Raw genomic sequence first — 22046 nt, forward strand, 5'->3', positions numbered from 1 at the left:
CTAAGCCGAGACCTGCCATGTACGAAAATGAGCCGTATGAAAACAGGATGTAACCGGTTACTAATGGATCATAAGTTGGCGTACCGTCAACTCAATAATTACCCAGGTAAACAGGCTGATATATAATCTTTTGCGCTAGATTTATAGTGATTTCTGTATTCTTTCACTTATGAAAACCCTTCTTTTCTGCTTTGCCAACGACCGGGATCGTCCGCTGCCAGAACTACGGCGCGAGGACGATACCATTGATCGGTTGCTGGACCCATTAAGCAGCCAACAACACTTTCAAAAGATTCGGGATTCATTCGCCACAACCAACTCCATTGCCAGCAAAATCATTACGTATCAGGACTCGTTGTGTCTGTTTCATTACAGTGGACACGCGGGGGCTTCCATGCTCCATCTGGAAGATTCACCAGCCAGAGCCGTGGGGGTTGCGCAACTGCTGGCCCGTTGCCCGCAGCTCCGATTGATCTTTTTAAATGGCTGTTCCACGCTGGAACACATCCAGTTGCTTCGGCAGCAAAACAGCAAAGCCGCTATCATTGCCACCAGCACCCCCGTTGAGGATACGGTAGCGACCCAGTTCTCGATTACGTTTTACCGCGCCCTGATCAGTGGCACGACCCTGGCGGAAGCACTGGACCGGGCACGTCTGGAACTCCAGGTTAAAGACTCAACTGTGATCGAAACCATCCGGGGCGGTATCGTTACCGAACTGGAAGAGGTAAGCCGAAATCAATGGTACTTCTCGACACCCGATGAAGTAACTACGCAATGGAAGCTGCCCGCCGGGGAGGAGTTGCGTAGTGCCGAGCGCCGGACCCGCTACGACCGCAACATCCGCCTGGCCCTGATTCTGGGCAGTATAGCGATTGTGGGCGGGAGTTATCAGTATTTTCGCACGCATCAGAGTTTCGACTACATCGTTTACCTACGCCCTGGGCAAGGCCAGGCCCCGGTTGCGGGTAAAGTCAAACTACGGCTGCTTCTGGGAAATACGCCCCGTGAGGAAACAGCCGATGCAAACGGCCGGGTAGTGATTGCGGGAATTCCGGCCCAGTTTCAGGAAAAACCCGTTCGCATCGAACTGCTCAACAGCCCGGATCAGGCGTTTAGCAACGGTACATCCGTCGATACGCTCCTATTGGCCGAAACCGAAGCCACATTGTTGTTAATTCCGCACCAGGATTTGTGCTGCATTCGTGGCACGGTCTACGATAACAACGGCCAGCCCGTTCCCAAAGCCACCGTTTGGGCGGAGAACTTTCCGGCCCAGCAAACTGACAGCGTAGGGCGTTTTGTCCTCCCGTTGCCGGTACAGTACCAACAGGAAACCAGCATCCGCGTGACGGCCCGTAAAAACCAGCAGCAAGCCTCCGTACACGCGACTCCCCGCGAAGAAACGTCGGTATCACTTCCTCTATAGCCCATGAAAACGGTAATTGCACTAATCGTTTGGGTGAGTCTGCCGCTGCTAATGCAGGCGCAGGCTCCCTGTTTACAGGAATATAAGGGCGAAATAACCCTTTACACCAACAAAGGCCGGTTACCTCAGATACCGATTGTGATTGACGGCAATCAGGGGCCACTGAGCGATGCCAATGGTATCTTTCGGTATCGCCTGAATAAGTGTCCGGGCATGACGGTTCGCATCAAGTTAGGCGGCAGCAATTGGGATATTGTTAACCACAGCGAAATCTATTCCTATACGATCCGCCAACTGGCCGACCCCTCTGATTTTCAGTTTAAGCTGATTGTGGCGCAAGTCCAGGACATCGAAAAAGCAAGGCGTCAGTACTACGCCACTATTGCCGGCGTGGCGTTGGATAAAGGCTTGACGTCGATGAAAGGAGACATCAAGAAACTAACCGATCTGGTAGTTGATCAACAGCGGCTCATGGCAAATGGAGCGAAAAAACCGGAGGGACAACCGCAACCATCGACCGGCGCTCTGGAGCAACGGCTGCAACAGCAACAAAAAGAGTATCAGCGCGTACTGGATAGTCTGGTCAAAGCGCCTGCGATGCTCACCAGTCGCATTGATGAGTTGCAGAAATTACTCGAAAAGCAGCGGGGAGCTGACAAACGACTGATCGACAGTCTGGGCCGTGGAGGAACCAGCCAGCAAAGTAAAATTGCCGAGTTAGAAAAAATCCTGAATCGACAGCGGCAGGAAAATCAGCAATTGCTGACGAAACTAGTGCAGCAACAGGATTCGACCCGGCAGAACGATAAGTCTGGGGAGTTACGAAAACTTGTTGAACAGCAAAAACAGGAGAACCAGCGACTACTCGACAGTCTGGGCAAAAAGGAACTGGCCTGGCAAAAGAGCCGGCAGAACGAGCTGGCCAGTACCGAAAAAAATAAGACAATCGAGCAACTGCGCGACAGCCTGTCCCGGATGCAAAACCGCTATGAGCAGGCCCTGAGCGAACGGGATAAACAGCTGAGCGAAGCCCAGGCAATGGCGGCCGTTTTTGCGAAGCAAACCGCAATCGACAGCAGTTATCAGAAAGCCTTCCTGCAATATAAAGAAGGCCAGTTTGCGAAAGCGTTATCGGCGCTGGACGATGATGATATACGCATCAAACAATCCATGAAGAAGAGCGCTCAGGTAGGCACCGGCGCTCCTCCGAATGGTGCTTCTTCTAGTGCAAATGAGCAAACAAATCAAGTACCGGTGGAGGATCGGGCTGTCTACATCGGTAAGTGCTTGTTAAAAGCCAACATTTACCGCAGCCAGTATGACATGGACCAGGCGGCACATTGGTATGAGGAAGCCATCCAGGCCGATCCGACGCAGGTGGAAAACATACTCACCTACGCCAACTTCCTACAGCAACTGAATCGGCCTCTGGAACCAGGGCGTTGGTATCAGAAAGCCTTGGACCTCAATCCACCCGCTTCGCTTAAGGCCGACATCTACGTTGAATTGGGCTATTATCACATGGCCAACAATCGGTTCGAGGAAGCCGAAGCCGCGCTTCAGCAAGCCAAAACTCTAAGACAGCAACTGGCCCGGACTAATCCTGAGCAGAATGAGCCGGGTCTGGCCCACGTGCTGGATGGATTAGGGACACTTTACTCGAAAAAAAGACAATTCGATGAGGCTGAAAAAGCCTTTGTTCAGGCCAAGAACATCCGCGAGAAACTGGTTGAAAAGTATGCCGATGAGTTTGAAGCCGATCTGGCGTTTTCGCTCAATAACCTGGGTACATTTTATTACATCAACAAACGGTTAGGCGACGCCGGAAAGACGTATCTCCGCGCCAAAACGATACAGGATCGGCTTGTTCGCCGAAATGCGGATCAATATGAACCGGATCTGGCATCTACCCTGAATAATCTGGGTACGCTCAATTCTGACCTGGAACGGATACCCGACGCAGAAACGGCCTATAAACAGTCTAAAGCCATTCGGGAGAAACTCGCTCAGAAAAACCCTGACCTATATGAACCGAGTCTGGCGCAGGTGCTTAATGATTTAGGCGATCTGTATAGCCTGACGAAGCGGTATCCTGAAGCAGAAGCCTCGTATCAACAGGCCAAAACCATTCGGGAAAAACTCGCCCAGAAAAACCCCGACCAGTTTGAGGGCGACCTGGCACAAACCCTGACTGATATCGGTAATTTTTACCGGGATACAAAACGCTATCCAGAAGCCGAAGCAACGTATACGCGTGCCAAAACGATACAGCAGAAACTCGCCGGTAAGTTTGCCGAGCTGTTCGAACCGACTCTGGCGATGACTCTGGGCGATATGGGCTTTTTCTACACCGAAATGAAGCGCTACCCCGAAGCCGAAGCCTTTTATCAAGAGGCCAAAACGATTCAGGAAAAGCTTGCGAAAAAGAAGCCAATCGATTTTGAGCCCGACCTGGTGTATACACTGATGGATATGGGAAATCTCTACTTCGACACAGAACGGCCCAGAGAAGCCAAAGGCGCGTATGTAAGGACCAAAGACATCCTGGAGCGACTTGCCGCAACAGATGGCGGACAGTCGACCTCGCTACAGATTCAGGTCCTGCATCGACTGGCGCTCCTAAGCGATGCACAGGAGCGTAGCAGCTATTTTCTGGAAGCTGATTCCTTACAGCAAAAAGTGGTTGAACTGGTCGAAAAACAATTTGGTGATGCAGATTCGGCGCTGATGGCCCGTGAATTGAGCAATTGGTCGTATCACTCGCTTTTCAGCAGAAAGTTTGCCAAAGCTCAATCATTAGCGGAGAAGTCGCTTTCCTACGATGACCACGAAGCATGGGTTAATGCCAATTTAGCGATGGCCTACCTGATGCAGGGCAAGCTTGACGATGCCAAATCGCTCTATACGTATCTGAAAAACAAACCCCACCGATCTGGCAGGTACAAAAAGACGTTTTTAGCCGACCTGGATGAATTGGAAGCCGCCGGTTTGACCCATCCAGATATGGCGATAATTCGCAAATTATTAAATCAATAGCCGTTTGGGCTTACTGTTAGTGAGCCCAAACGGCTATCAGACGTATCTTTAATCACTTTAACGAAACTGACTTGCCTGATTTTGCGGAGGCTTTGGCTGCTTCCAGAATTTCAACAACCGTTACGTTGACTGGTAATTCATATAAATCGTTTTCATCCAGTTTCAGGCGACCTTGCACTACGTCGGCCAATACCGAAAAAGGATCTGTAAAAGGGGCAGGGCGGGGATCAAGTTTTTTTCGCTCTTCCGGGGCTTTACCGTCTAACCGTTCCCTGACTGTTGTTGCATCAATAGCCACAGCATATCCCTTTGTTCCGTACACTTCCATGTCCTTGCGGGCAAATGTCCAGTTCCAGGAGCCTTGAATAATGCATTGGGCTGTCGGATATTGTAAAATGATGGACGCTTCATCATCCACGTTCGGATATATATCGGGTTTATTCTGATGCGTAACGGCCATCACGGAAAGGGGACGTTTGCCTTTCATCAACCAGGTCATCAGGTTAGCGCCATAACAGCCAAAATCGACCAAAGCACCCGCCCCGTTTTTGGCAGGATCAGTTAAAATGGCGAAAAACTCGTTGCTGACGTTGATTTCTTTAGGTCCCTGGTGCCCGTCATTGACCATAACTTTTCTAATTTCCCCTAATTTACCGGCCTGATACAATTCATTAACGTACTGGTTGCTGGCATACCAGGACGTTTCGAAATTGGTCAGGACTTTAATCGTATTCTTCTGAGCCAGGGTCTGAATTTCTTTTGCATCGGCAAACGTAGTAGCCAGTGGTTTTTCCACCATTACATTTATTTTTCTGGGTGCACAGGCACGTACAATCGTGATATGGTCACTGATTGCTCCAAAAGCCGAAACAGCATCTGGTTTTGTCTGATCCAGCATCTTCGTTAAATCACTAAAAAACAGCTTCTTATCCAGATTGTATCGTTTAATAAAACGATCAACCAGTTCCTGATTCGGTTCGTAAATACCAACCAGTTCAACGTCCTTTTTATCCGGTCGGTTAAAAATCCAGCCTACGTGTCCATGACTTAACCCGGCAATGGCAAGCTTCAATGGCGTTTGTGCGCGACCAGATGTGATCAGGAAAGCAAAAAGCAAAAGGGTTACTAAATAGTTCATTGGCTTAAAATGGAGGCTTGTGTAGTCAATCACTAACTGCTAAAGGCTTGCATCTACCTGCACATACTGCCTTAGAACTACCAAAATGAAGTTGCGGGCCGAATAGATCCCTGATTTCGTACGCTCTTTGTTCGCATTTTCTGGATTACAGAAACAGAGCCTTGGGGATACCAGGTTAACAGCCTGCGAACTAATCCAAGTATAAGAACATTTATAATCGACAATCCAGACCTATAAACTCGGTTAACAATCGGTAGATCAGGTTCTGATCCTCGAAAAGCTGGAGGATTTCGCCCGCTTCGCCGGTGATGGCAATCATTAATAAGTGGTGGGTTATGGTTTTTGTAGCCGGTTAATCACTTCGTTCCTTGATTCATTGTCCTATTTCTATATTGGTAGATATGGAAAACAGAAAATCGACACTGCCTACGACCACTAGCCTTTTTCTGGATTTCCTCCGAATTTGCTCGGCTGTCATAGTCCTACTCGTTCATTCAGAAGAAAAGCTTTCTCCTTCTACCAAAATCTTTAGAGGTGATACAGGCCACTATGCCGTTATTATTTTCTTTGTGCTTTCTGGCTATGTTATTTCATACAGTACATCTGGAAAACCAAGCGCCTTAGGGTACGCAATTGCGCGGCTTACCAGGCTATATTCAGTCCTAATCCCAGCCCTATTAATTACCGTACTAATTCACCTTTTCATTCTTTACATTGATCCTGTCCTGGCTCACCAATACACCAGGAGGTATGAAGTGATTCGGTATGTACTATCGGTTTGCTTCTTGTCCCAGATCTGGGGACTTTCATCTTACCCGACCATAAATTCACCGCTTTGGTCGCTATGCTATGAATTTTGGTATTACCTATTTTTTGGTCTCTGGATTTATAGAGGACGTATTAGCGCTAAAGGCAAACTCCTTGCGGTCCTGGCGGGCCTACTGGCAGGCCCCCAAATAGTACTGCTCATGCCCGTATGGCTAATGGGATGTTACATACAACGGCTTCCCAAATCAAATCTAGGAATCGGTCTACTTTGCATCCTATCAATAGTGTCAGTTACGGGAGCCGTCATTGCCTTTTCAAATCCAGGGATGCCTTATTCAATTGGTTATCCGCCATTTTATTTTTCCAATCAATTCATTACCGATTGGCTATTTGGGCTTTTTGTTGCAGCCGCCATCTACTTCTTCCCGTTTCAAGACCTGCCCTTGCAAAAGCCATCCTGGTTTACCCAATTTAGGCTCATTGCCGATCTAACCTTTTCACTTTATATTCTACATTACCCGCTCATTATTTTATTTCAATCCCTGGTAAGCTATACCTCAACATGGTGGATGCCAATTGCTTTGTGCATTGGCATCGTCACTATGATAATAGGCTATGCAATAGAGCAGAAACGGCAAACCTGGAAATCGTTTTTTGTGTCTTTTTTTGATAAAGCCTTGCCCTTTATAAGAAATACAAAGGCGACAGTATAGTCACTTCAAACGAAACCCTGCAATTACGATATAGGATTTATGCCTCCGTAATTTTCACATTAATAGCTTATTGGCGTCGCCGGATACTCAATTCGTATTTAGGTTAACCCGAACGAAAGGCCAGTTAAGATTCATTACCTCGCAATACCCGACTGAGCTGTCTGTGTCGCGCCAGAACGACACAGTGCTCCGACAAATCCATCTGAAAGTAGGGCTCATGCGGCAATACGGGAATCAATTAGATTATCGAAGAATCCGAGGTTGTAACATCACCACGGTATACCTGTTTCCGCGGCAAAACCACAAACATAGAAAAAAACAATGTCCTCTACAAGAAGGTAGATTGACCCAAAAAAACACAAAAGCCACTGATAGTCAGTGGCTTTTGTGTTTTTCCCTTTTTAGAGAGTGTTGTACCAGGAGCGGGAGTCGAACCCGCACGGGCCGTAAAGCCCACAGGATTTTAAGTCCGGCGTGTCTACCAATTCCACCATCCCGGCGCTTCCACAGAAGCGGACATTTACGAAAAAAGCACCGTGGGTCGGTGCCTTTTTTCGTGGAGCGAAAGACGGGGTTCGAACCCGCGACCTCGACCTTGGCAAGGTCGCGCTCTACCAGCTGAGCTACTTTCGCATTTTCAATTTGCCCTACCTCGGCGAATTGTGGATGCAAATTTAGTGGGTTTTATCCGTTTGTCAAGTCTATCGCTGAAAAAAAATTTACCTGCTCCCCTCAAATAAGCCGCTCAAAACTGATTACGAACGAGTTAATGCAATTAAAACCAGAAAAAAACTATTCAAGCCAATGCTCGAAATCCACATCATCCGCATGGTTGTACGATAATTCGCCAGACTACTGTCTCGATATACCAGCCAAAACCAGCGCAGAAAGAAAACAACAGCCGGAAACAGAAACGCCAGATATAATAATACAACATAGCTACCATCAAAATACGTATAGAAGCCAATTAGCGACAACGCATAAAGTATCACCGCACTTAGGAATGTACCTCGAATGCCCATCATCCGACTGATGGTCATATCACCCCGACGGGCATCTTCCTCATGCTGATATACCTGCGTAACAGGGTATAAGGCCATCAGATTTAAGGTAGCCAGCAAGCCGCCAAAGAGGAGTTTAGGCTCTGTAATAGTGGATAACGGCAAATCATTGATGGAAATATAGGTCATGATGTACGTTAGCCCTCCCTGAAGAATACTGATCAGGAACCAGCTCAAAATCGGGTACTTTTTGAGTCGTATTCGGTCGTGGCTATACGCTTTTGTAACAAACCCGTAAACAAGTAAGTAGAGCACAAAAGGCCAGTTGACGAACATTCCCAGCAAAAGCGCGACCCCATCGAGCACCCACGATACCCAATACAGATCTTTGTCGACGGGAGGGGGCGTTTCCAGGCCGCCAATGCTACCTTCATCCTTATCAAAATAGCTATTATAGGCATTACTGGCCGGATAAAGCAGCAAATGCACAACTAAAAGCACGATTATAGATTTGGTAATATCTGGAGTCGCTGATTGACTAATGGCAAACCAGAACATTGGCAATAAGAAAAACGAGAAGGGTACGCGCAGGTGTAGCCAAATAGTACGGGCGGTCATGGCGTGTTTTTAATGAGAGTCGTCAATTTACAGAACTTTCGGCAATCAGCATAGTTATACAACCAATGGCGTTCTATGAATAAATGAACGCTTCGGCGAATGGCTCCACGGCAATCTCAACCAGACGGTTATATCAATGCTATCGGTACTTCAGTACCTGCTTACTATGCCTCTCAACAACATGCGGCAGAATTCATGGCCGATCTCCTTCAGCTCGATGATCGCGATCGCCGTCGATTGATGACCTTGTACCGCTATACCCGAATCGAAAAGCGGCACACGGTTATGGCCGATTATACGCGCTCCATGGGCGAATTTACCTTCTATCCTAACACGCCTGGTATGGAACCGTTTCCGACGGTGAGCCAGCGAATGGGCGTTTATCGGCAGGAAGCCGTTCCACTAGCCTTGAAGGCCATTAGCGATTGTTTTAGCAGCTATCCCGACTTCGATCCACAAACCATTACCCATTTGATTACCGTCAGTTGTACGGGGCTGTATGCACCAGGGCCAGATATTGAGATCATTGAAGCGCTGGGATTACCTACCACCACTCAACGGCTGGCAATCAATTTTATGGGTTGCTATGGGGCTTTCAACGGCCTGAAAGCGGCCAATGCCATCGTTCGGTCTGAGCCGGATGCAAAAGTGCTGGTCGTTTGTATTGAATTGTGTACCATCCACTTTCAGAAGAAAACAGAAACGGACTATTTACTTTCAAACGCGCTGTTTGCTGATGGCTCAGCTGCTGTGTTGGTCGAAAGCAAACCCCGTCCTGAGCAATCGTTTCGCCTGCGATCGTTCTATTGTGATTTGCTGCCCGAAGGAAAAGACGCTATGGCCTGGCATATTAGCGATTTTGGCTTCGAAATGACTCTTACGGCTGACGTGCCAACTCACATTCAGCGAGGTATTGGCCAGCTCATGCAACGACTGCTGGCTCAATGCGGTTTGACATTAGGCGATATTGGTCAGTATGCGCTACACCCTGGTGGCCGTCGAATTCTGGAAGTAATCGAAGAACAACTCGGTATCACGGCCAATGATGACCGTTATGCGTATAATGTGTTGCGGCAATTTGGTAATATGTCCTCGGCAACGGTCTTATTTGTCTTAAAAGCGGTTTGGGAGGATCTTATTTCCGGCGTAGCCAGGCTCGATACTGACCGGCCCAATATTCTGAGTTGCGCATTCGGTCCGGGCCTGACCCTGGAAGCGATGGTTCTTGAAGCCCTTGTCAATGAATCATCTATAATTCCTGATTTTGCTACGTCAGAATCTTCCAGCGCATTAGTCCCAGTTTTGTAAAAAAATACAACAGTGAGGTCCGAAGAACGCCTAAGCCATAGATGGAGCTTCTACGGAAGTTGATCGACGAAGCTTCTTTGAAGTACTTTGTTGGACAGGTAACTTCGGCAATCTCGTAACCCTTGTAGAAAATCTGGGCGATCATTTCGTTATCAAAAATGAAATCGTCGGAATTATGCGTAAAGTCCAAACTCCGCAGTACTTCACCAGAGAAAGCCCGGTAGCCCGTGTGATATTCCGACAACTTCTGATTCATCAACAGATTCTGCGCAAACGTCAAAAATCTGTTGGCAATGTATTTGTACATTGGCATACCACCCTTGAGTGCCCCTTTTCCTAAAATACGCGACGCAAAAACGACAGGATAAAGCCCGTTACCAATGATAGAGATCATGGCGGGTAGCAGCATGGGTGTATACTGGTAATCAGGATGCAACATCACAACAATATCAGCCCCCAGCTCCAGGGCTTTGGCATAACAGGTTTTTTGATTACCGCCATAGCCTTTATTCCGGTCATGCCGGATAACGTGCCGGATACCCAACTGCCGGGCAACGTCAACGGTATTATCAGGACTGGCATCGTCTACCAGAATTACATCATCGACAAGATCAAACGGAATTTCCCGGTACGTACGCTCAAGCGTTAGTGCTGCCCGATAAGCGGGCATTACCACAATAACTTTTTTATTATTAAACATAGGCCAAAACTAACGGGTTAGGGGCATTATGCCAATTATTTGCTCAACGAAGCCGGTAGCTTCAACAGTTTGAGCGTAGATTTGCGGATTGATGTCAACTTTTCCGTCTTCACGGCGTTAGTTTTCTATCCGCCTTACTGTTTATGCTCTCCAACGAAACTGTATTTTTCCTCGCATTCGCTACGTTTGTTCTGCTCATCATGGCCATCGACCTGGGAGCCTTTACCAAACAAAAGAGTCACATTGTCGAATTTAAAGAAGCAGCAATCTGGAGTACGATCTGGGTTGCTCTTTCTATTGCCTTCTACTTCTTTCTACAACAATTCGGTTATCTCGTCCATGGCATTACTGGTATGGACCGGCTTGAGGAAATCCGAAACCGCTACGCTGAACACGTCAAATTAGTACCTAACAATTTTCCGGCCAGTTTAGCAAACTTCCAGTCAAATATGTCACTGGAATACATAACAGGTTATCTGGTTGAGTATTCTCTTTCTGCCGACAATATTTTCGTATTCATTCTGATTTTCAATTCGTTTGGCGTTCATCAGCGGTTTTATAAAAAAATTCTGGTCTGGGGAATTCTGGGAGCCATCATTCTACGCTTTATTTTCATTTTTCTCGGCTCAGCGCTGATTCAGCGGTTCGAGTGGATCATGTACCTCTTCGGCGCGTTTCTGGTCTATACGGGGGTTCAGTTGTTTTTTCAGGGAGATGAAGACGAGAAGATTGAGCCCTCCAAACATCCCGTTGTTCGGTTCGCCAGTAAATACCTGAACGTCTACCACCGAAACGTGACGGACAACTTCTTCGTCCGCCGTAAGTCTGACCATAAGCTATTTGTTACACCCCTGTTTATCATTGTCATTGTGGTGGCCTTTACCGATCTGGTCTTTGCCGTTGACTCTATACCGGCCATTTTCTCGATTACGAAAGATCCTTACATCGTCTTCTTCTCGAACGTTTTTGCCATCATGGGCCTTCGTTCCATGTTCTTCTTCCTGTCGAGTATCATGAGTAAATTCAGGTTCCTCAAAGTCGGCCTGGCGGTACTCTTAACCTTTATTGGCATTAAGATGCTTACTGAACACTGGCTGGCTGAAATGGGCTTCCAACCGGTTTATTCCCTTTATATTATTGTCGGTATTTTAAGTGTAAGTATTCTGGCATCCTGGCTGATACCCGAAAAAAGTCCGAACCCAGACTCTTAAGATTAAGAAGATTTTCAGGATTTTGCGTTTTAATTCTGTGAATCAGACAAATCTTGTGAAAATCGATCAAAATCGCCAGCAGGTTCAGACCATACTCCGTTCGTTCCGACGACGCCTGACTAATCTTAGCAGTCGTAATCGGTCCCTGTTATTGACAAGCTTACCAGCCGGACAATTTCTGGACCTACACGAAACTGATTTTCTGCTTAACAAGCCATCCTTTACCCTGATTGCTGATCTTATCGGGAGGAAAGCGTCCCTGACAATAAGTGAAGTGCTTGACCCCCGACAGGAACGCAGCAATGAAGTAAGTCAAAAAATCAGGCGTATTGCCCGGACGGCTACGTTCATAACCGAAGAACGCGGCACGGAGGATTTATACATTGGCTGGCCATTTGTGCGGGGTAAATTTCTGGATGATACCGTAGTTCATGCACCGCTTCTTTTTTTCCCTGTGCAAATCGAACAACAGGGTAAGTTCTGGAAACTGATACGGCGAGGTGACGAATTTGTCTTTCTTAACCCGACGTTCGCGTTGGCTTACGGGCAGTTTAATCAGGTCAAAATTTCGGATGAAGTCCTTGAAAAACCGCTGGACGACTTTGACCGCGATGTACTCGTTTTTCGTACACAGCTTTACGAGTGGCTAAAGTCCAGCCCGCTGGAAATCAACTTCAATCAGAATCTTTTCACTGATATCCTCCAGTTTTTTGATAAACAGACGGCCAAAAGCCTTGGTCAACTGGAGCGCATTGGTGAGCTAAAACTCCATTCTGAAGCTGTTTTAGGCATTTTTCCTCAGGCCGGATCGTTTTTGGTACCCGATTATGATGCACTTCTGGCAAGAGACGAGGAGCAGGATGCGGACAATGACGAATTTCAGGGATTATTTCCCTCTGCCCTCTCCTTCCCCACACCTTCATTCCTGCCCGAAAATAAAATTCATACTCCCCTGCCGCTCGATGCTTCGCAGGAAGTCGCCTTACGCGCGGTGAAAAGTGGGCAGTCGCTGGTTGTGCAAGGACCTCCGGGTACAGGCAAGTCCCAACTGATTGCGAACTTAATGGCCGACGCGGCCGCCGGAGGTAAGCGGGTATTGCTTGTCTGCCAGAAACGTGCCGCGCTCGATGTTGTACAGGAACGTCTCCGACAGGTCGGTATGGCCCCGTTTCTTGCCCTTATTCATGACTTTCAGGACGACCGTCGCGCACTGTATGCACAGATTGCCGGACAGGTTGAGCAGCTGGACAGTTACCGCCAGAAAAACAACAGCCTTAATGCGGTGCTGCTTGAACGGGATTTTGATCAGGAAAGCCGTCGAATTGATGAGGCAGTCACTGAACTTCAGGTATTTAAAGATGCCCTATTTAATACCAGTGAGTGCGGAGTTTCTGCTAAGGAGCTTTATTTAACGACGAATCCAGCTGTCCCTTCGATTCCGCTGGAAGAAAGTTATCCACATTTCCCTGTTGACGCTGTGGATAACTTTCTTCGGCGGCTCGGCGCTTATGCAGATTACCAACAACGGCTAGGATCGAACCATCTCTGGAGTCAACGAGTTAGCTTCAGTTCGTTTGCACCACTGGATTTGGCGAAGGCTGATCAGACTATTAAACAATGGTCTGAGACGGCACAAACGGCAATTGAACAAACAAGTATTCTTCTGGGACAATCGCCCTCTGTACCTCAATTAACTGACTGGCTAGCGCACGATTGGGAGTTAACCGCGTTACTGTCTCTGCTCGATGACACCAATGAGACAGAATTCTGGCCCATTATACACTATCTGCGAAGCACTCCCAACCATCCCGTTTTCAGTAGCAGTGAGATTCAGCTCGAATCATTGGCCAACGATTGGGAAACAGCGCTGGCATCACCAGGTCCTGAATCGACATTATCTACAGTTGAAACCCCAGCATTTGCGTTATTAGTGGCCGACGCGTTACAGGCTCGCCCGTCCTGGGTACGCTGGAACTGGTGGCAGTTAACCAATACGGGCAAAACCCAGCTACAGGTTGTAGCGGCTTCCAATCAGTTGACCCTGTCGGAAAGAGATCTGCAAACGCTTCGGGACCGGGTAGCAAAACGAATCCAGCTCGAGACGATTAAGCGGCAAATCAGCCCACTACTAGCCGATCTGCCACTAGCCGAGACTCCTGCCGGTTTACGGCTTCTCCGGCGGGCTATTCACTTCGTCGAGCGGCTAAAATCGATTCGGGTACTCGATCAATTGCCGATATCAGCCTGGTTAACGAGCCTTACATTTCGTGACACTATTGCCCGCTTGCTCTCAACAGCAAGCATGGTCGATCAGCAACGAATCGCTTCACAGAAATACTTACTTGACTCCCAGCTGGAAGAAATCTGGCAGAATCGTTCATTGGCTGAACTACTTCGGCAATCGCTCCGTCAGGATTTTGACTTGCTGGTGGAAGCAGACCGGCTCAAAGAGGGGTTTTCAGAAATTGAAATACTGGTCGTTGAACAACTGGGGTCCAGGAACCCAGCCGAATGGGTCGAGACCTTCACGAACTCCCTTCGCTTAGCCTGGCTCGATCACCTGGAGCGTAAATATCCTGAGCTGCGCAGTGTTTCTTCGCTGAAAATGGGGCACACTGAAGATGCCTTACAGGAGAGTGTTCAGCGTAAGCAGACGCTTAGCCGTGATATTCTGCTCATGAAACTTCGGGAGCAAACCTACCGTAATCTGACCTTCAATCGGCTCAATAACATTGTAACCTACCGCGATCTGCTTCATCAAACAACCAAGAAGCGAAACATCTGGCCAGTTCGGAAACTAATGGAGTCGTTTGCCGAGGAGGTTTTTAAACTAGTGCCTTGCTGGTTGGCCTCACCCGAATCGGTATCGGCGATGTTCCCGCTTCGCGAAGGTCTCTTCGATCTCGTTATTTTCGACGAAGCTTCTCAGTGTTTTGCAGAAAATGGTATTCCTGCGATGTTTCGGGCTAAGCAGGTCGTTGTCACTGGCGATAATCAACAACTTCGGCCCAGTGATCTTTATCGTGTTCAGGTAGATGATCCAGAAACTGCTGACGAAACCCTCCCGACCGCTCTTGAAGTTGAATCGTTACTTGAATTAGCAGCTCAGCAATTGCCGCAGATTTCGCTAACCGAACACTATCGTAGCCGCTCTCTAGACCTCATCACGTTCTCGAATCAGCATTTTTATCAGAACAAATTACAACTCCTGCCTTATTTCAACGATGCTAACCGACACGAACCCGCTATTCGCTATTTGAACGTTAAAGGCGTCTGGGATAAAAACACGAATCTCGCTGAGGCCGAAGCCGTTCTGGAACTTCTCGATCAAATCGCCATTGAAATGCCCGGTCGATCGGTTGGTGTTGTGACCTTCAACTATCCGCAACAGCAGTTGATTCAGGATATGCTGGAAACTAAGATGGTTGACAGGTCTAATCTATCTTCTGCTGATTCTGAGCGAGACTTTTCAGCGCCTTTGCTGGTAAAAAACATCGAAAATGTTCAGGGTGACGAACGGGATATTATTATTTTCTCCATCGGCTACGCTCCTGATGAACGGGGGCGGCTTTCAATGCAATTTGGTAGCTTAAATGCAAAAGGGGGTGCTAATCGCCTGAACGTAGCAGTCACGCGAGCGCGTGAGCGTGTGTATGTCGTTACCAGTCTATGGCCCGAACAATTAAATGTGGCTGAGGCCGCAAATGAAGGCCCCAAATTACTACGCTCTTACTTGGAGTACGCCCTCAGGGTAGCTAAGGGAGATTTTGAGTCTTATTATCAGCCAAACCCAATTCTGGCGATCAATTCACTATTAAAAGTTCAATTAGAAGCTCAGCACCCCAATTGGCGAACTGAACTTCCTTTCGCAGACTTAACGGTTAAGGCTAACGGGTTCTATGAATCGCTTGTTTTAACCGATGATGAGGCTTATTACCAACAGTCGTTGAAGCAATCCCACGCCTATTTACCAATTGCGCTCCGAGCCAGAAACTGGCCCTTTCAACGCTTCTGGAGCCGTGAATTCTGGCGATCAGCTGGTAATTAAAAAAGCCTGGATTCGTCCAGGCCTTTTTAGTTTATTCATTCATCATGCCAACAAACTGATCGAACAGGTAACGCGAATCATGCGGCCCTGGCGACGATTCCGGGTGATATTGCACCGAAAAGGCGGGTTTATCTGTCCGACGAATACCTTCAATCGTTTTATCATTCAGGTTAATGTGAGTAAGCTCGACATTAGCCGTGTCCATAACCTCTTCTGCCCGCACCGCAAACCCGTGATTTTGCGACGTCACTTCGCAATGGCCCGTAATCAAATTTTTGACCGGATGGTTGAGGCCACGGTGGCCGTTATGCATTTTATAGGTCGAAATACCGCTTGCCAGCGATAAGATCTGGTGGCCCAGACAAATGCCAAACATGGGCGTTTCAGCATCCAATACCTGCTTCACGGTTTCAACAGCATAGGGCATCGCAGCGGGATCACCGGGACCATTGGCAATAAAATAGCCATTTGGCTTCCAGGATTCTAATTCGCTATATGGTGTTTTTGCTGGAAACACTTTGCAGAATACACCCCGCTCGTTGAAGTTGGACAATATACTACGCTTCACACCTAAATCCAGAACAGCTACCCGTAGTTTCGACTCCGGATCGCCCTGCTCGTAAGATTCCTTTGTGCTTACTTCCGACGAAAGTTCAAGCCCTTCCATATCCGGCACTTTGTGCAGCTCTGCCAATAAAACGACCGGATCAAGTATTTCAGACGAGATGATACAGTTCATTACGCCCTTCGAACGAATATAACGTACCAGTTGCCGCGTATCGACGCCATGAATACCAACAATATTAGCCTGTTCAAAGTAATCCTGTAGCGATCCATCGGCCGTATAGCGCGAGTGGATATTTGAGAAGAAGTTGCAAACCATCCCCCGAATCTTCACACTATTGGACTCCTGTTCGCCATCATTCAACACACCGTAATTTCCGATGTGCGATGTGGTATTGATAATAACCTGCCCATAATAAGACGGGTCGGTATAAATTTCCTGATACCCGGTCATCCCGGTATTAAAGCAAATTTCTCCGCCGGCTGTACCTTTTTTACCAAGAGCTAATCCCCGATATACGGTACCATCTTGCAAAACAAGCAAGGCCTCAGGTTGCTGCGTATGTTTCATTTTTGCGTTTTGGCTTAAAAGACTAAAAAAAAGGGCTAACCAGTGCGGCTAACCCATTTCTATATGACTGGTTGGTAGATCACTCAATTATTCTTCTTTACCACCTTTCAAACGATCCTGTAACTCTTTCAGTTCGTCTAGTTTGCCATCACGTGCCAGAGCAGCCTGTTCGTTCCAGGTTGTTGCATCATGTACGTTGAAGCGAGAGCCTGCGTCTGTCAGCACTTGCTGAACGGCTTCGTCTTCTGAAGCAGCTAGTTGTGCAAATGTAGTGATACCAGCGTTGTTGAGCAGCTCAGCAATCTTTGGGCCAATACCTTCAATCAGCGTCAGATCATCACCCGTTGTTTGAGCAGCTTCAGGAGCTTCTTCAACAACAACCTCAGCAACAGGCGTTTCGGTCGCTTCAGCAGCAGGAGCAGCTTCAGCAGTTGGGCGAGCACTACCGCGACGGCTACGACGTGTTTTGGTCGTTGATGCAGCTTTTTCAGCAGCAGCCGAGATCAGTACTTCGTTGAAATCAACTAATTCGATCAGGCAGGTTTCGGCGTTATCACCTAACCGGTTACCCAGTTTGATGATCCGGGTATAACCACCTGGACGACTGGCGATTTTATCAGCTACTGCACCGAATAGTTCTTTTACAGTTTCTTTGTTGGTCAGTGATTGGAACACAACCCGACGATTCTGGTAGGTATCGTCTTTAGCCCGCGTTAAAATAGGCTCCACAAATTTGCGGAGTTCTTTCGCCTTCGCTACGGTCGTCTCGATCCGCTTGTGCAGGATTAGCGAAGACGCCAAGTTCTGCAACATCGCTTCGCGGTGCGAGTGCGTCCGGCTGAGGTGATTATCTTTTTTACCGTGTCTCATTATCTTGTGAGGTTTACGGTCTATGGTTTACAGTTTACAGCTTTATGTCGAAATATCGACGAGAAACTGCAAACCATAAACCGTAAACCGACTTAGTCTTCGTCTAATCTGTACTTAGCGACGTCCATACCGAACGTCAGGTTCTTTTCCGCAACGAGTTGTTCCAATTCCGTCAATGACTTCTTACCGAAGTTGCGGAATTTCATCATGTCCGAAATTTCTAACCGAACAAGATCACCCAATGTGCGCACATCAGCCGACTTGAGGCAGTTGTAAGCACGAACAGACAAGTCGAGGTCAGCCAACGAGGTTTTGAGCAGTTTCCGCATGTGCAGTACTTCTTCATCGACCACGTTTTCTTCTTCAGGCTTCGTCGTTTCAAACGTCATCGTCTGATCCGAGAACAGCATGAAGTGCTGAATCAGAATATAAGCTGCACCTTTCAGCGCTTCTTCGGGGTGGATCGAACCATCTGTTTCGATGTCCAGTAAAAGACGCTCATAATCTGTTTTCTGCTCAACCCGTGTGTTTTCAACGCTATATTTTACGTTTTTGATTGGCGTATAAATAGCATCGATGGGTATATGGCCAAACGGAAGTTCATTCGCCCGTGGTTCATCAGCCGGAACATAGCCACGACCTTTTTCCACGAAGATTTCCATTTCCAGATCCCGTGTATCATCGATGTGGCAGATTTCCAGTTCTGGATTCAGCACCTCGAATGATGGCGAGAATTTGGATATATCACCAGCCTTTAAGACTGATTGCTTCTTGATGTTGACCGTAATTTTGTTGTCAACCATGTCTGAAATCTTCTTAAAACGAACCATTTTAAGGTTCAGAATGATTTCAGTCACGTCTTCAACCACACCCTCGATTGAAGAAAATTCGTGCAACACACCCGGAAATTTTACGCTTGTGATCGCATAACCTTCCAGCGATGACAGCAAAATACGCCGAAGCGCATTGCCGATTGTTACACCGTATCCTTTTTCAAGGGGTTTGAATTCAAACACCCCGTGAAAGTCGTCAGCTTTCTCCACTACGACTTTGTCGGGCATTTGGAACGCTAAAATTGACATACGTTTCGTATTGTTTACAGCAGTTCTCTGCCTTGGCGTGAAGACTGAAACAAGTTTATGGTTATAGTTTGAAGCATTTCGTTGTCAGGAACGACAAACCAAAACAGTAAACCATAAACGATTTATACTAAAACCAGCAGAACCCGAATGAGTTCTGCCAGCCTGATTACTTCGAATATAATTCGACGATGGCCTGTTCGTTGAAGTTCTCAGGAATCTGATCACGTTCAGGATAGCTGATGAACTTACCCGTTAGCTCCTGATTGTCCCACTCAACCCAGTTGTAACGTTTTGTGTTACGAGCTGACAGGCTGGAAGTAACGGCTTCAAGCGACTTCGATTTTTCACGAACGCCGATCAATTGACCTGGCTTCAATGAATAAGAAGGAATGTTGACAACTTCACCGTCAACAATAATATGCTTGTGTGATACTAACTGGCGAGCTGCACGACGTGACGAAGCGATACCAAGGCGATAAACTGTGTTATCTAACCGAGCTTCGCACAACTTCAACAGGTTTTCGCCGGTGATACCTTCCCGAACCTGAGCCCGGTGGAACAATGCCCGGAACTGGCGTTCCAGAATGCCATAGGTATATTTTACTTTTTGCTTCTCGAGCAATTGGAGCGCATATTCGGATTGTTTCCGTTTGCGTCCGCGACCGTGCATACCCGGTCCGTAATTTTTCTTTTGGAGCGCCTTGCTCGGTCCCAAGATGGGCTCGCCGAACTTACGCGAAACTTTGGCTTTAGGCCCAGTGTAACGTGCCATTCTTCAATGAATGAATAATTGTGAAACATTGGACAGACACAACCGAATGTCGCCTGCCCCTATTCATGCCATCCGTAATTATACGCGACGACGTTTTGGCGGCCGGCAACCATTGTGCGGCAGCGGGGTAATATCACGAATCGTGGTTACTTCGATCCCTGAGTTCTGAATGGTACGGATCGCCGATTCACGACCTGATCCTGGACCTTTCACGAACACTTCGGCTTTGCGCATACCCAGATCGTGGGCAACGGCAGCACAGTTTTGAGCGGCAGTCTGAGCAGCATACGGCGTGTTTTTCTTAGAGCCACGGAAGCCCATTTTACCGGCCGATGCCCAGGAGATTACCTGGCCGTTCATGTTAGTGATCGAAATGATGATATTGTTAAACGTAGCCCGGATGTGTACCTGGCCAACCGATTCAACAACTACCACCCGCTTTTTCGCTTTGTCTTTGCGTTTTGCTTGAGCCATTGTTTTTTAGGTAATCGTCATTGCCATAAACTGTCATAATTTGTTATCTATTTGCTGATTAACAGCCGATAACCGCACATGACTATCATTATGACCAGAAACGACCAATTAATTATTTGGTGACTTTCTTCTTGTTAGCAACAGTCTTCCGTTTACCCTTACGAGTACGGGAGTTGTTTTTCGTATGCTGACCACGAACGGGCAAGCCTTTCCGGTGACGTAGGCCTCGGTAGCAACCAATGTCCATCAAGCGTTTGATGCTCAACTGAACTTCAGAACGTAGCTGACCTTCTACCTTGTACTCGTTTGAGATCGCATTACGCACTGCGCTAGCTTCTTCATCCGACCACTCGCTGGCTTTTTTGTCAACATTGATACCTGCGTCGGTCAAGATTTTCTTTGCCCGGCTGCGGCCAATGCCGTAGATGTATGTCAGCGCGATTTCGCCACGCTTCTTGTCTGGAATATCAACACCTGCAATACGTGCCATTCTTAGCCTTGTCTTTGTTTATAACGGGGATTCTTCTTGTTGATCACGTACAGCTTTCCTTTCCGACGGATCACGATGCAGTCTTCGCTGCGCTTCTTGATGGACGCTTTAACTTTCATGATTAAAAAGTTTTCAGTTGTAAGTTCTCAGTTGCGAGTTGTCAGATACAGACCGAAAACTCTAAACCGAAAACTGTAAACTCATTTGTATCGGTACACAATCCGTGCCTTACTTAAATCATAAGGCGACATTTCCAGTTTCACGCGATCTCCCGGTAAAATTTTGATGTAGTTCATCCGCATTTTACCAGAGATATGAGCGATTACCTCGTGCTTGTTTGCCAGTTCGACCCGGAACATTGCATTTGATAATGCCTCCAAAATCACACCATCCTGTTCTATAGAATTCTGCTTTGCCATGTTCGCTTTATGCCGCCATCAGTTCCTGTGTTTCGACCATCAGGCTTGTGTTCGCGGTGACTGCTTCAATGTATTCAAAGGTTGTCAGAATCTCCGCTTTACCTTTACGAACAGCTACTGTGTGTTCGAAGTGAGCAGAGGGTTTACGATCGGCCGTTCGAATTGTCCAGCCATCCCGCTCCTGAAAAATTCCTTTTTTCCCGAAGTTAATCATCGGCTCAATCGCCAAAATCATACCTTCACGCAATTTTGGCCCTTGTCCTCGTTTGCCATAATTTGGCACTTCAGGAGCTTCATGCAGGTTCTGACCAACGCCATGACCTACTAACTCCCGAACGACTGAATACCCGAATTTTTCCGTGTATGTCTGAATGGCGTACCCAATATCGCCTACCCGATTCCCTTCAACAGCCTTTTCTATACCAATATAGAGTGACTCTTTTGTCCGGGTCAGCAATCGCCGTGTTGCAGGATTAACGTCTCCAACGGGATAGGTGTAAGCACTATCGCTATGATAGCCATTAAGTTTTACTCCGCAGTCGATCGAGATAATGTCACCGTCGCGAAGTTCATATCGGCTTGGAAATCCGTGGACAACCACATCATTAACCGATATACACAATGAAGCCGGAAACTTATTATAACCTAAGAAAGATGGAGAGCCACCGTTATCCTTAATAAACGTTTCGGCGACCCTATCCAGTTCCTTCGTCTGAATGCCAGGACGGATTAGCTTGGCTACTTCAGCGTGGGCTTTCCCAAGTACCTGCGCACTGATTTTTATCAGGGCGATTTCTTCATCGCTCCTGTAATAAATCATTTTTTCTTTCTTAT

General features: G+C 47.4%; 18 protein-coding genes and 2 tRNA genes. 6 read left to right on the forward strand and 14 right to left on the reverse strand.

The features are described 5' to 3' along the window. Window positions 1-169: 169 nt before the first annotated feature. Entirely contained in the window at window positions 170-1429 is a 1260-nt protein-coding gene (locus GJR95_RS24945; RefSeq protein ID WP_162388458.1) for a carboxypeptidase-like regulatory domain-containing protein, read from the forward strand. Window positions 1430-1432: 3 nt separating this feature from the next. Continuing rightward, complete coding sequence (locus GJR95_RS24950; protein ID WP_162388459.1) at window positions 1433-4465, forward strand: tetratricopeptide repeat protein; 3033 nt, start codon at window positions 1433-1435, stop codon at window positions 4463-4465. A gap of 52 nt (window positions 4466-4517) precedes the next feature. Here GJR95_RS24950 and GJR95_RS24955 read toward each other — a convergent pair whose 3' ends face one another. Beyond that, window positions 4518-5603, reverse strand: coding sequence for a Gfo/Idh/MocA family protein (locus tag GJR95_RS24955; RefSeq protein ID WP_162388460.1), 1086 nt, complete (start codon window positions 5601-5603; stop codon window positions 4518-4520). A 401-nt stretch (window positions 5604-6004) separates the two neighbouring features. Between GJR95_RS24955 and GJR95_RS24960 the strand changes: the two genes are divergently transcribed. Next, window positions 6005-7084, forward strand: coding sequence for an acyltransferase family protein (locus tag GJR95_RS24960; RefSeq protein ID WP_162388461.1), 1080 nt, complete (start codon window positions 6005-6007; stop codon window positions 7082-7084). 414 nt (window positions 7085-7498) lie between these two features. On the opposite strand, the gene GJR95_RS24965 is transcribed toward GJR95_RS24960, so the two are convergent. From GJR95_RS24965 to GJR95_RS24975, 3 genes are all read right to left on the reverse strand, one after another. Beyond that, window positions 7499-7584, reverse strand: a tRNA-Leu gene (locus tag GJR95_RS24965). Window positions 7585-7641: 57 nt separating this feature from the next. After that, window positions 7642-7717, reverse strand: a tRNA-Gly gene (locus tag GJR95_RS24970). A 122-nt stretch (window positions 7718-7839) separates the two neighbouring features. Continuing rightward, window positions 7840-8703 carry a UbiA family prenyltransferase gene (locus tag GJR95_RS24975; protein WP_162388462.1) on the reverse strand — a complete coding sequence of 288 codons (864 nt, stop codon included), beginning with the start codon at window positions 8701-8703 and terminating at the stop codon, window positions 7840-7842. 99 nt (window positions 8704-8802) lie between these two features. On the opposite strand from GJR95_RS24975, the gene GJR95_RS24980 reads away from it, so the two are divergent. Next, entirely contained in the window at window positions 8803-10011 is a 1209-nt protein-coding gene (locus tag GJR95_RS24980; RefSeq protein ID WP_162388463.1) for a type III polyketide synthase, read from the forward strand. Here the strand turns inward: GJR95_RS24980 and GJR95_RS24985 are convergent. Next, window positions 9971-10711 (reverse strand): glycosyltransferase family 2 protein, encoded by a 741-nt coding sequence (locus GJR95_RS24985; RefSeq protein WP_162388464.1) that lies wholly within the window; start codon window positions 10709-10711, stop codon window positions 9971-9973. The two genes, GJR95_RS24980 and GJR95_RS24985, sit on opposite strands and share 41 nt — an antisense overlap. 143 nt (window positions 10712-10854) lie before the next feature. On the opposite strand from GJR95_RS24985, the gene GJR95_RS24990 reads away from it, so the two are divergent. Further along, a complete protein-coding gene (locus tag GJR95_RS24990) occupies window positions 10855-11922 on the forward strand; it encodes a TerC/Alx family metal homeostasis membrane protein (protein ID WP_162388465.1) in 1068 nt (355 codons plus the stop codon). A gap of 55 nt (window positions 11923-11977) precedes the next feature. Next, a complete protein-coding gene (locus tag GJR95_RS24995) occupies window positions 11978-15970 on the forward strand; it encodes an AAA domain-containing protein (RefSeq protein ID WP_232540856.1) in 3993 nt (1330 codons plus the stop codon). A gap of 31 nt (window positions 15971-16001) precedes the next feature. Here the strand turns inward: GJR95_RS24995 and carA are convergent, their stop codons facing one another. The 9 genes from carA to map form a co-directional block, all read right to left on the reverse strand. After that, a complete protein-coding gene (gene carA, locus GJR95_RS25000) occupies window positions 16002-17105 on the reverse strand; it encodes a glutamine-hydrolyzing carbamoyl-phosphate synthase small subunit (RefSeq protein ID WP_162388467.1) in 1104 nt (367 codons plus the stop codon). Between the two features lie 87 nt (window positions 17106-17192). Next, a complete protein-coding gene (rplQ, locus tag GJR95_RS25005; RefSeq protein ID WP_162388468.1) occupies window positions 17193-17975 on the reverse strand; it encodes a 50S ribosomal protein L17 in 783 nt (260 codons plus the stop codon). Between the two features lie 92 nt (window positions 17976-18067). Continuing rightward, a complete protein-coding gene (locus GJR95_RS25010; protein ID WP_162388469.1) occupies window positions 18068-19057 on the reverse strand; it encodes a DNA-directed RNA polymerase subunit alpha in 990 nt (329 codons plus the stop codon). A 166-nt stretch (window positions 19058-19223) separates the two neighbouring features. Then, window positions 19224-19829: a 30S ribosomal protein S4 gene (gene rpsD / locus GJR95_RS25015; protein ID WP_162388470.1), complete on the reverse strand. Its 606-nt coding sequence runs from the start codon at window positions 19827-19829 to the stop codon at window positions 19224-19226. Window positions 19830-19907: 78 nt separating this feature from the next. Then, complete coding sequence (rpsK, locus tag GJR95_RS25020; protein WP_162388471.1) at window positions 19908-20303, reverse strand: 30S ribosomal protein S11; 396 nt, start codon at window positions 20301-20303, stop codon at window positions 19908-19910. A gap of 112 nt (window positions 20304-20415) precedes the next feature. After that, the gene (gene rpsM / locus GJR95_RS25025) at window positions 20416-20793 is read right to left on the reverse strand and encodes a 30S ribosomal protein S13 (protein WP_162388472.1); all 378 of its coding nucleotides are present in this window, start codon (window positions 20791-20793) and stop codon (window positions 20416-20418) included. Between the two features lie 2 nt (window positions 20794-20795). Then, on the reverse strand, window positions 20796-20912 hold the full coding sequence (gene ykgO, locus GJR95_RS25030) for a type B 50S ribosomal protein L36 (RefSeq protein WP_009284800.1): 117 nt from the start codon (window positions 20910-20912) through the stop codon (window positions 20796-20798). Between the two features lie 81 nt (window positions 20913-20993). Then, entirely contained in the window at window positions 20994-21212 is a 219-nt protein-coding gene (gene infA / locus GJR95_RS25035; RefSeq protein WP_009284801.1) for a translation initiation factor IF-1, read from the reverse strand. A gap of 7 nt (window positions 21213-21219) precedes the next feature. Continuing rightward, complete coding sequence (map, locus tag GJR95_RS25040; protein WP_162391848.1) at window positions 21220-22032, reverse strand: type I methionyl aminopeptidase; 813 nt, start codon at window positions 22030-22032, stop codon at window positions 21220-21222. Between the last annotated feature and the right edge of the window lie 14 nt (window positions 22033-22046).

It is taken from the genome of Spirosoma endbachense (genome assembly GCF_010233585.1).
GTDB classification, from domain to species: Bacteria; Bacteroidota; Bacteroidia; order Cytophagales; family Spirosomataceae; genus Spirosoma; species Spirosoma endbachense.

Excerpts from the sequence above, each read along its gene's own strand:
- GJR95_RS24985 (WP_162388464.1), bottom strand. The coding sequence starts at position 10,711 with ATGTTTAATAATAAAAAAGTTATTGTGGTAATGCCCGCTTATCGGGCA.
- GJR95_RS25010 (WP_162388469.1), bottom strand. The coding sequence starts at position 19,057 with ATGTCAATTTTAGCGTTCCAAATGCCCGACAAAGTCGTAGTGGAGAAA.
- rplQ (WP_162388468.1), bottom strand. The coding sequence starts at position 17,975 with ATGAGACACGGTAAAAAAGATAATCACCTCAGCCGGACGCACTCGCAC.
- rpsM (WP_162388472.1), bottom strand. The coding sequence starts at position 20,793 with ATGGCACGTATTGCAGGTGTTGATATTCCAGACAAGAAGCGTGGCGAA.
- ykgO (WP_009284800.1), bottom strand. The coding sequence starts at position 20,912 with ATGAAAGTTAAAGCGTCCATCAAGAAGCGCAGCGAAGACTGCATCGTG.
- rpsD (WP_162388470.1), bottom strand. The coding sequence starts at position 19,829 with ATGGCACGTTACACTGGGCCTAAAGCCAAAGTTTCGCGTAAGTTCGGC.
- GJR95_RS24960 (WP_162388461.1), top strand. The coding sequence starts at position 6,005 with ATGGAAAACAGAAAATCGACACTGCCTACGACCACTAGCCTTTTTCTG.
- rpsK (WP_162388471.1), bottom strand. The coding sequence starts at position 20,303 with ATGGCTCAAGCAAAACGCAAAGACAAAGCGAAAAAGCGGGTGGTAGTT.
- map (WP_162391848.1), bottom strand. The coding sequence starts at position 22,032 with ATGATTTATTACAGGAGCGATGAAGAAATCGCCCTGATAAAAATCAGT.
- GJR95_RS24975 (WP_162388462.1), bottom strand. The coding sequence starts at position 8,703 with ATGACCGCCCGTACTATTTGGCTACACCTGCGCGTACCCTTCTCGTTT.
- GJR95_RS24950 (WP_162388459.1), top strand. The coding sequence starts at position 1,433 with ATGAAAACGGTAATTGCACTAATCGTTTGGGTGAGTCTGCCGCTGCTA.
- infA (WP_009284801.1), bottom strand. The coding sequence starts at position 21,212 with ATGGCAAAGCAGAATTCTATAGAACAGGATGGTGTGATTTTGGAGGCA.
- GJR95_RS24990 (WP_162388465.1), top strand. The coding sequence starts at position 10,855 with ATGCTCTCCAACGAAACTGTATTTTTCCTCGCATTCGCTACGTTTGTT.
- carA (WP_162388467.1), bottom strand. The coding sequence starts at position 17,105 with ATGAAACATACGCAGCAACCTGAGGCCTTGCTTGTTTTGCAAGATGGT.
- GJR95_RS24945 (WP_162388458.1), top strand. The coding sequence starts at position 170 with ATGAAAACCCTTCTTTTCTGCTTTGCCAACGACCGGGATCGTCCGCTG.
- GJR95_RS24980 (WP_162388463.1), top strand. The coding sequence starts at position 8,803 with ATGGCTCCACGGCAATCTCAACCAGACGGTTATATCAATGCTATCGGT.
- GJR95_RS24955 (WP_162388460.1), bottom strand. The coding sequence starts at position 5,603 with ATGAACTATTTAGTAACCCTTTTGCTTTTTGCTTTCCTGATCACATCT.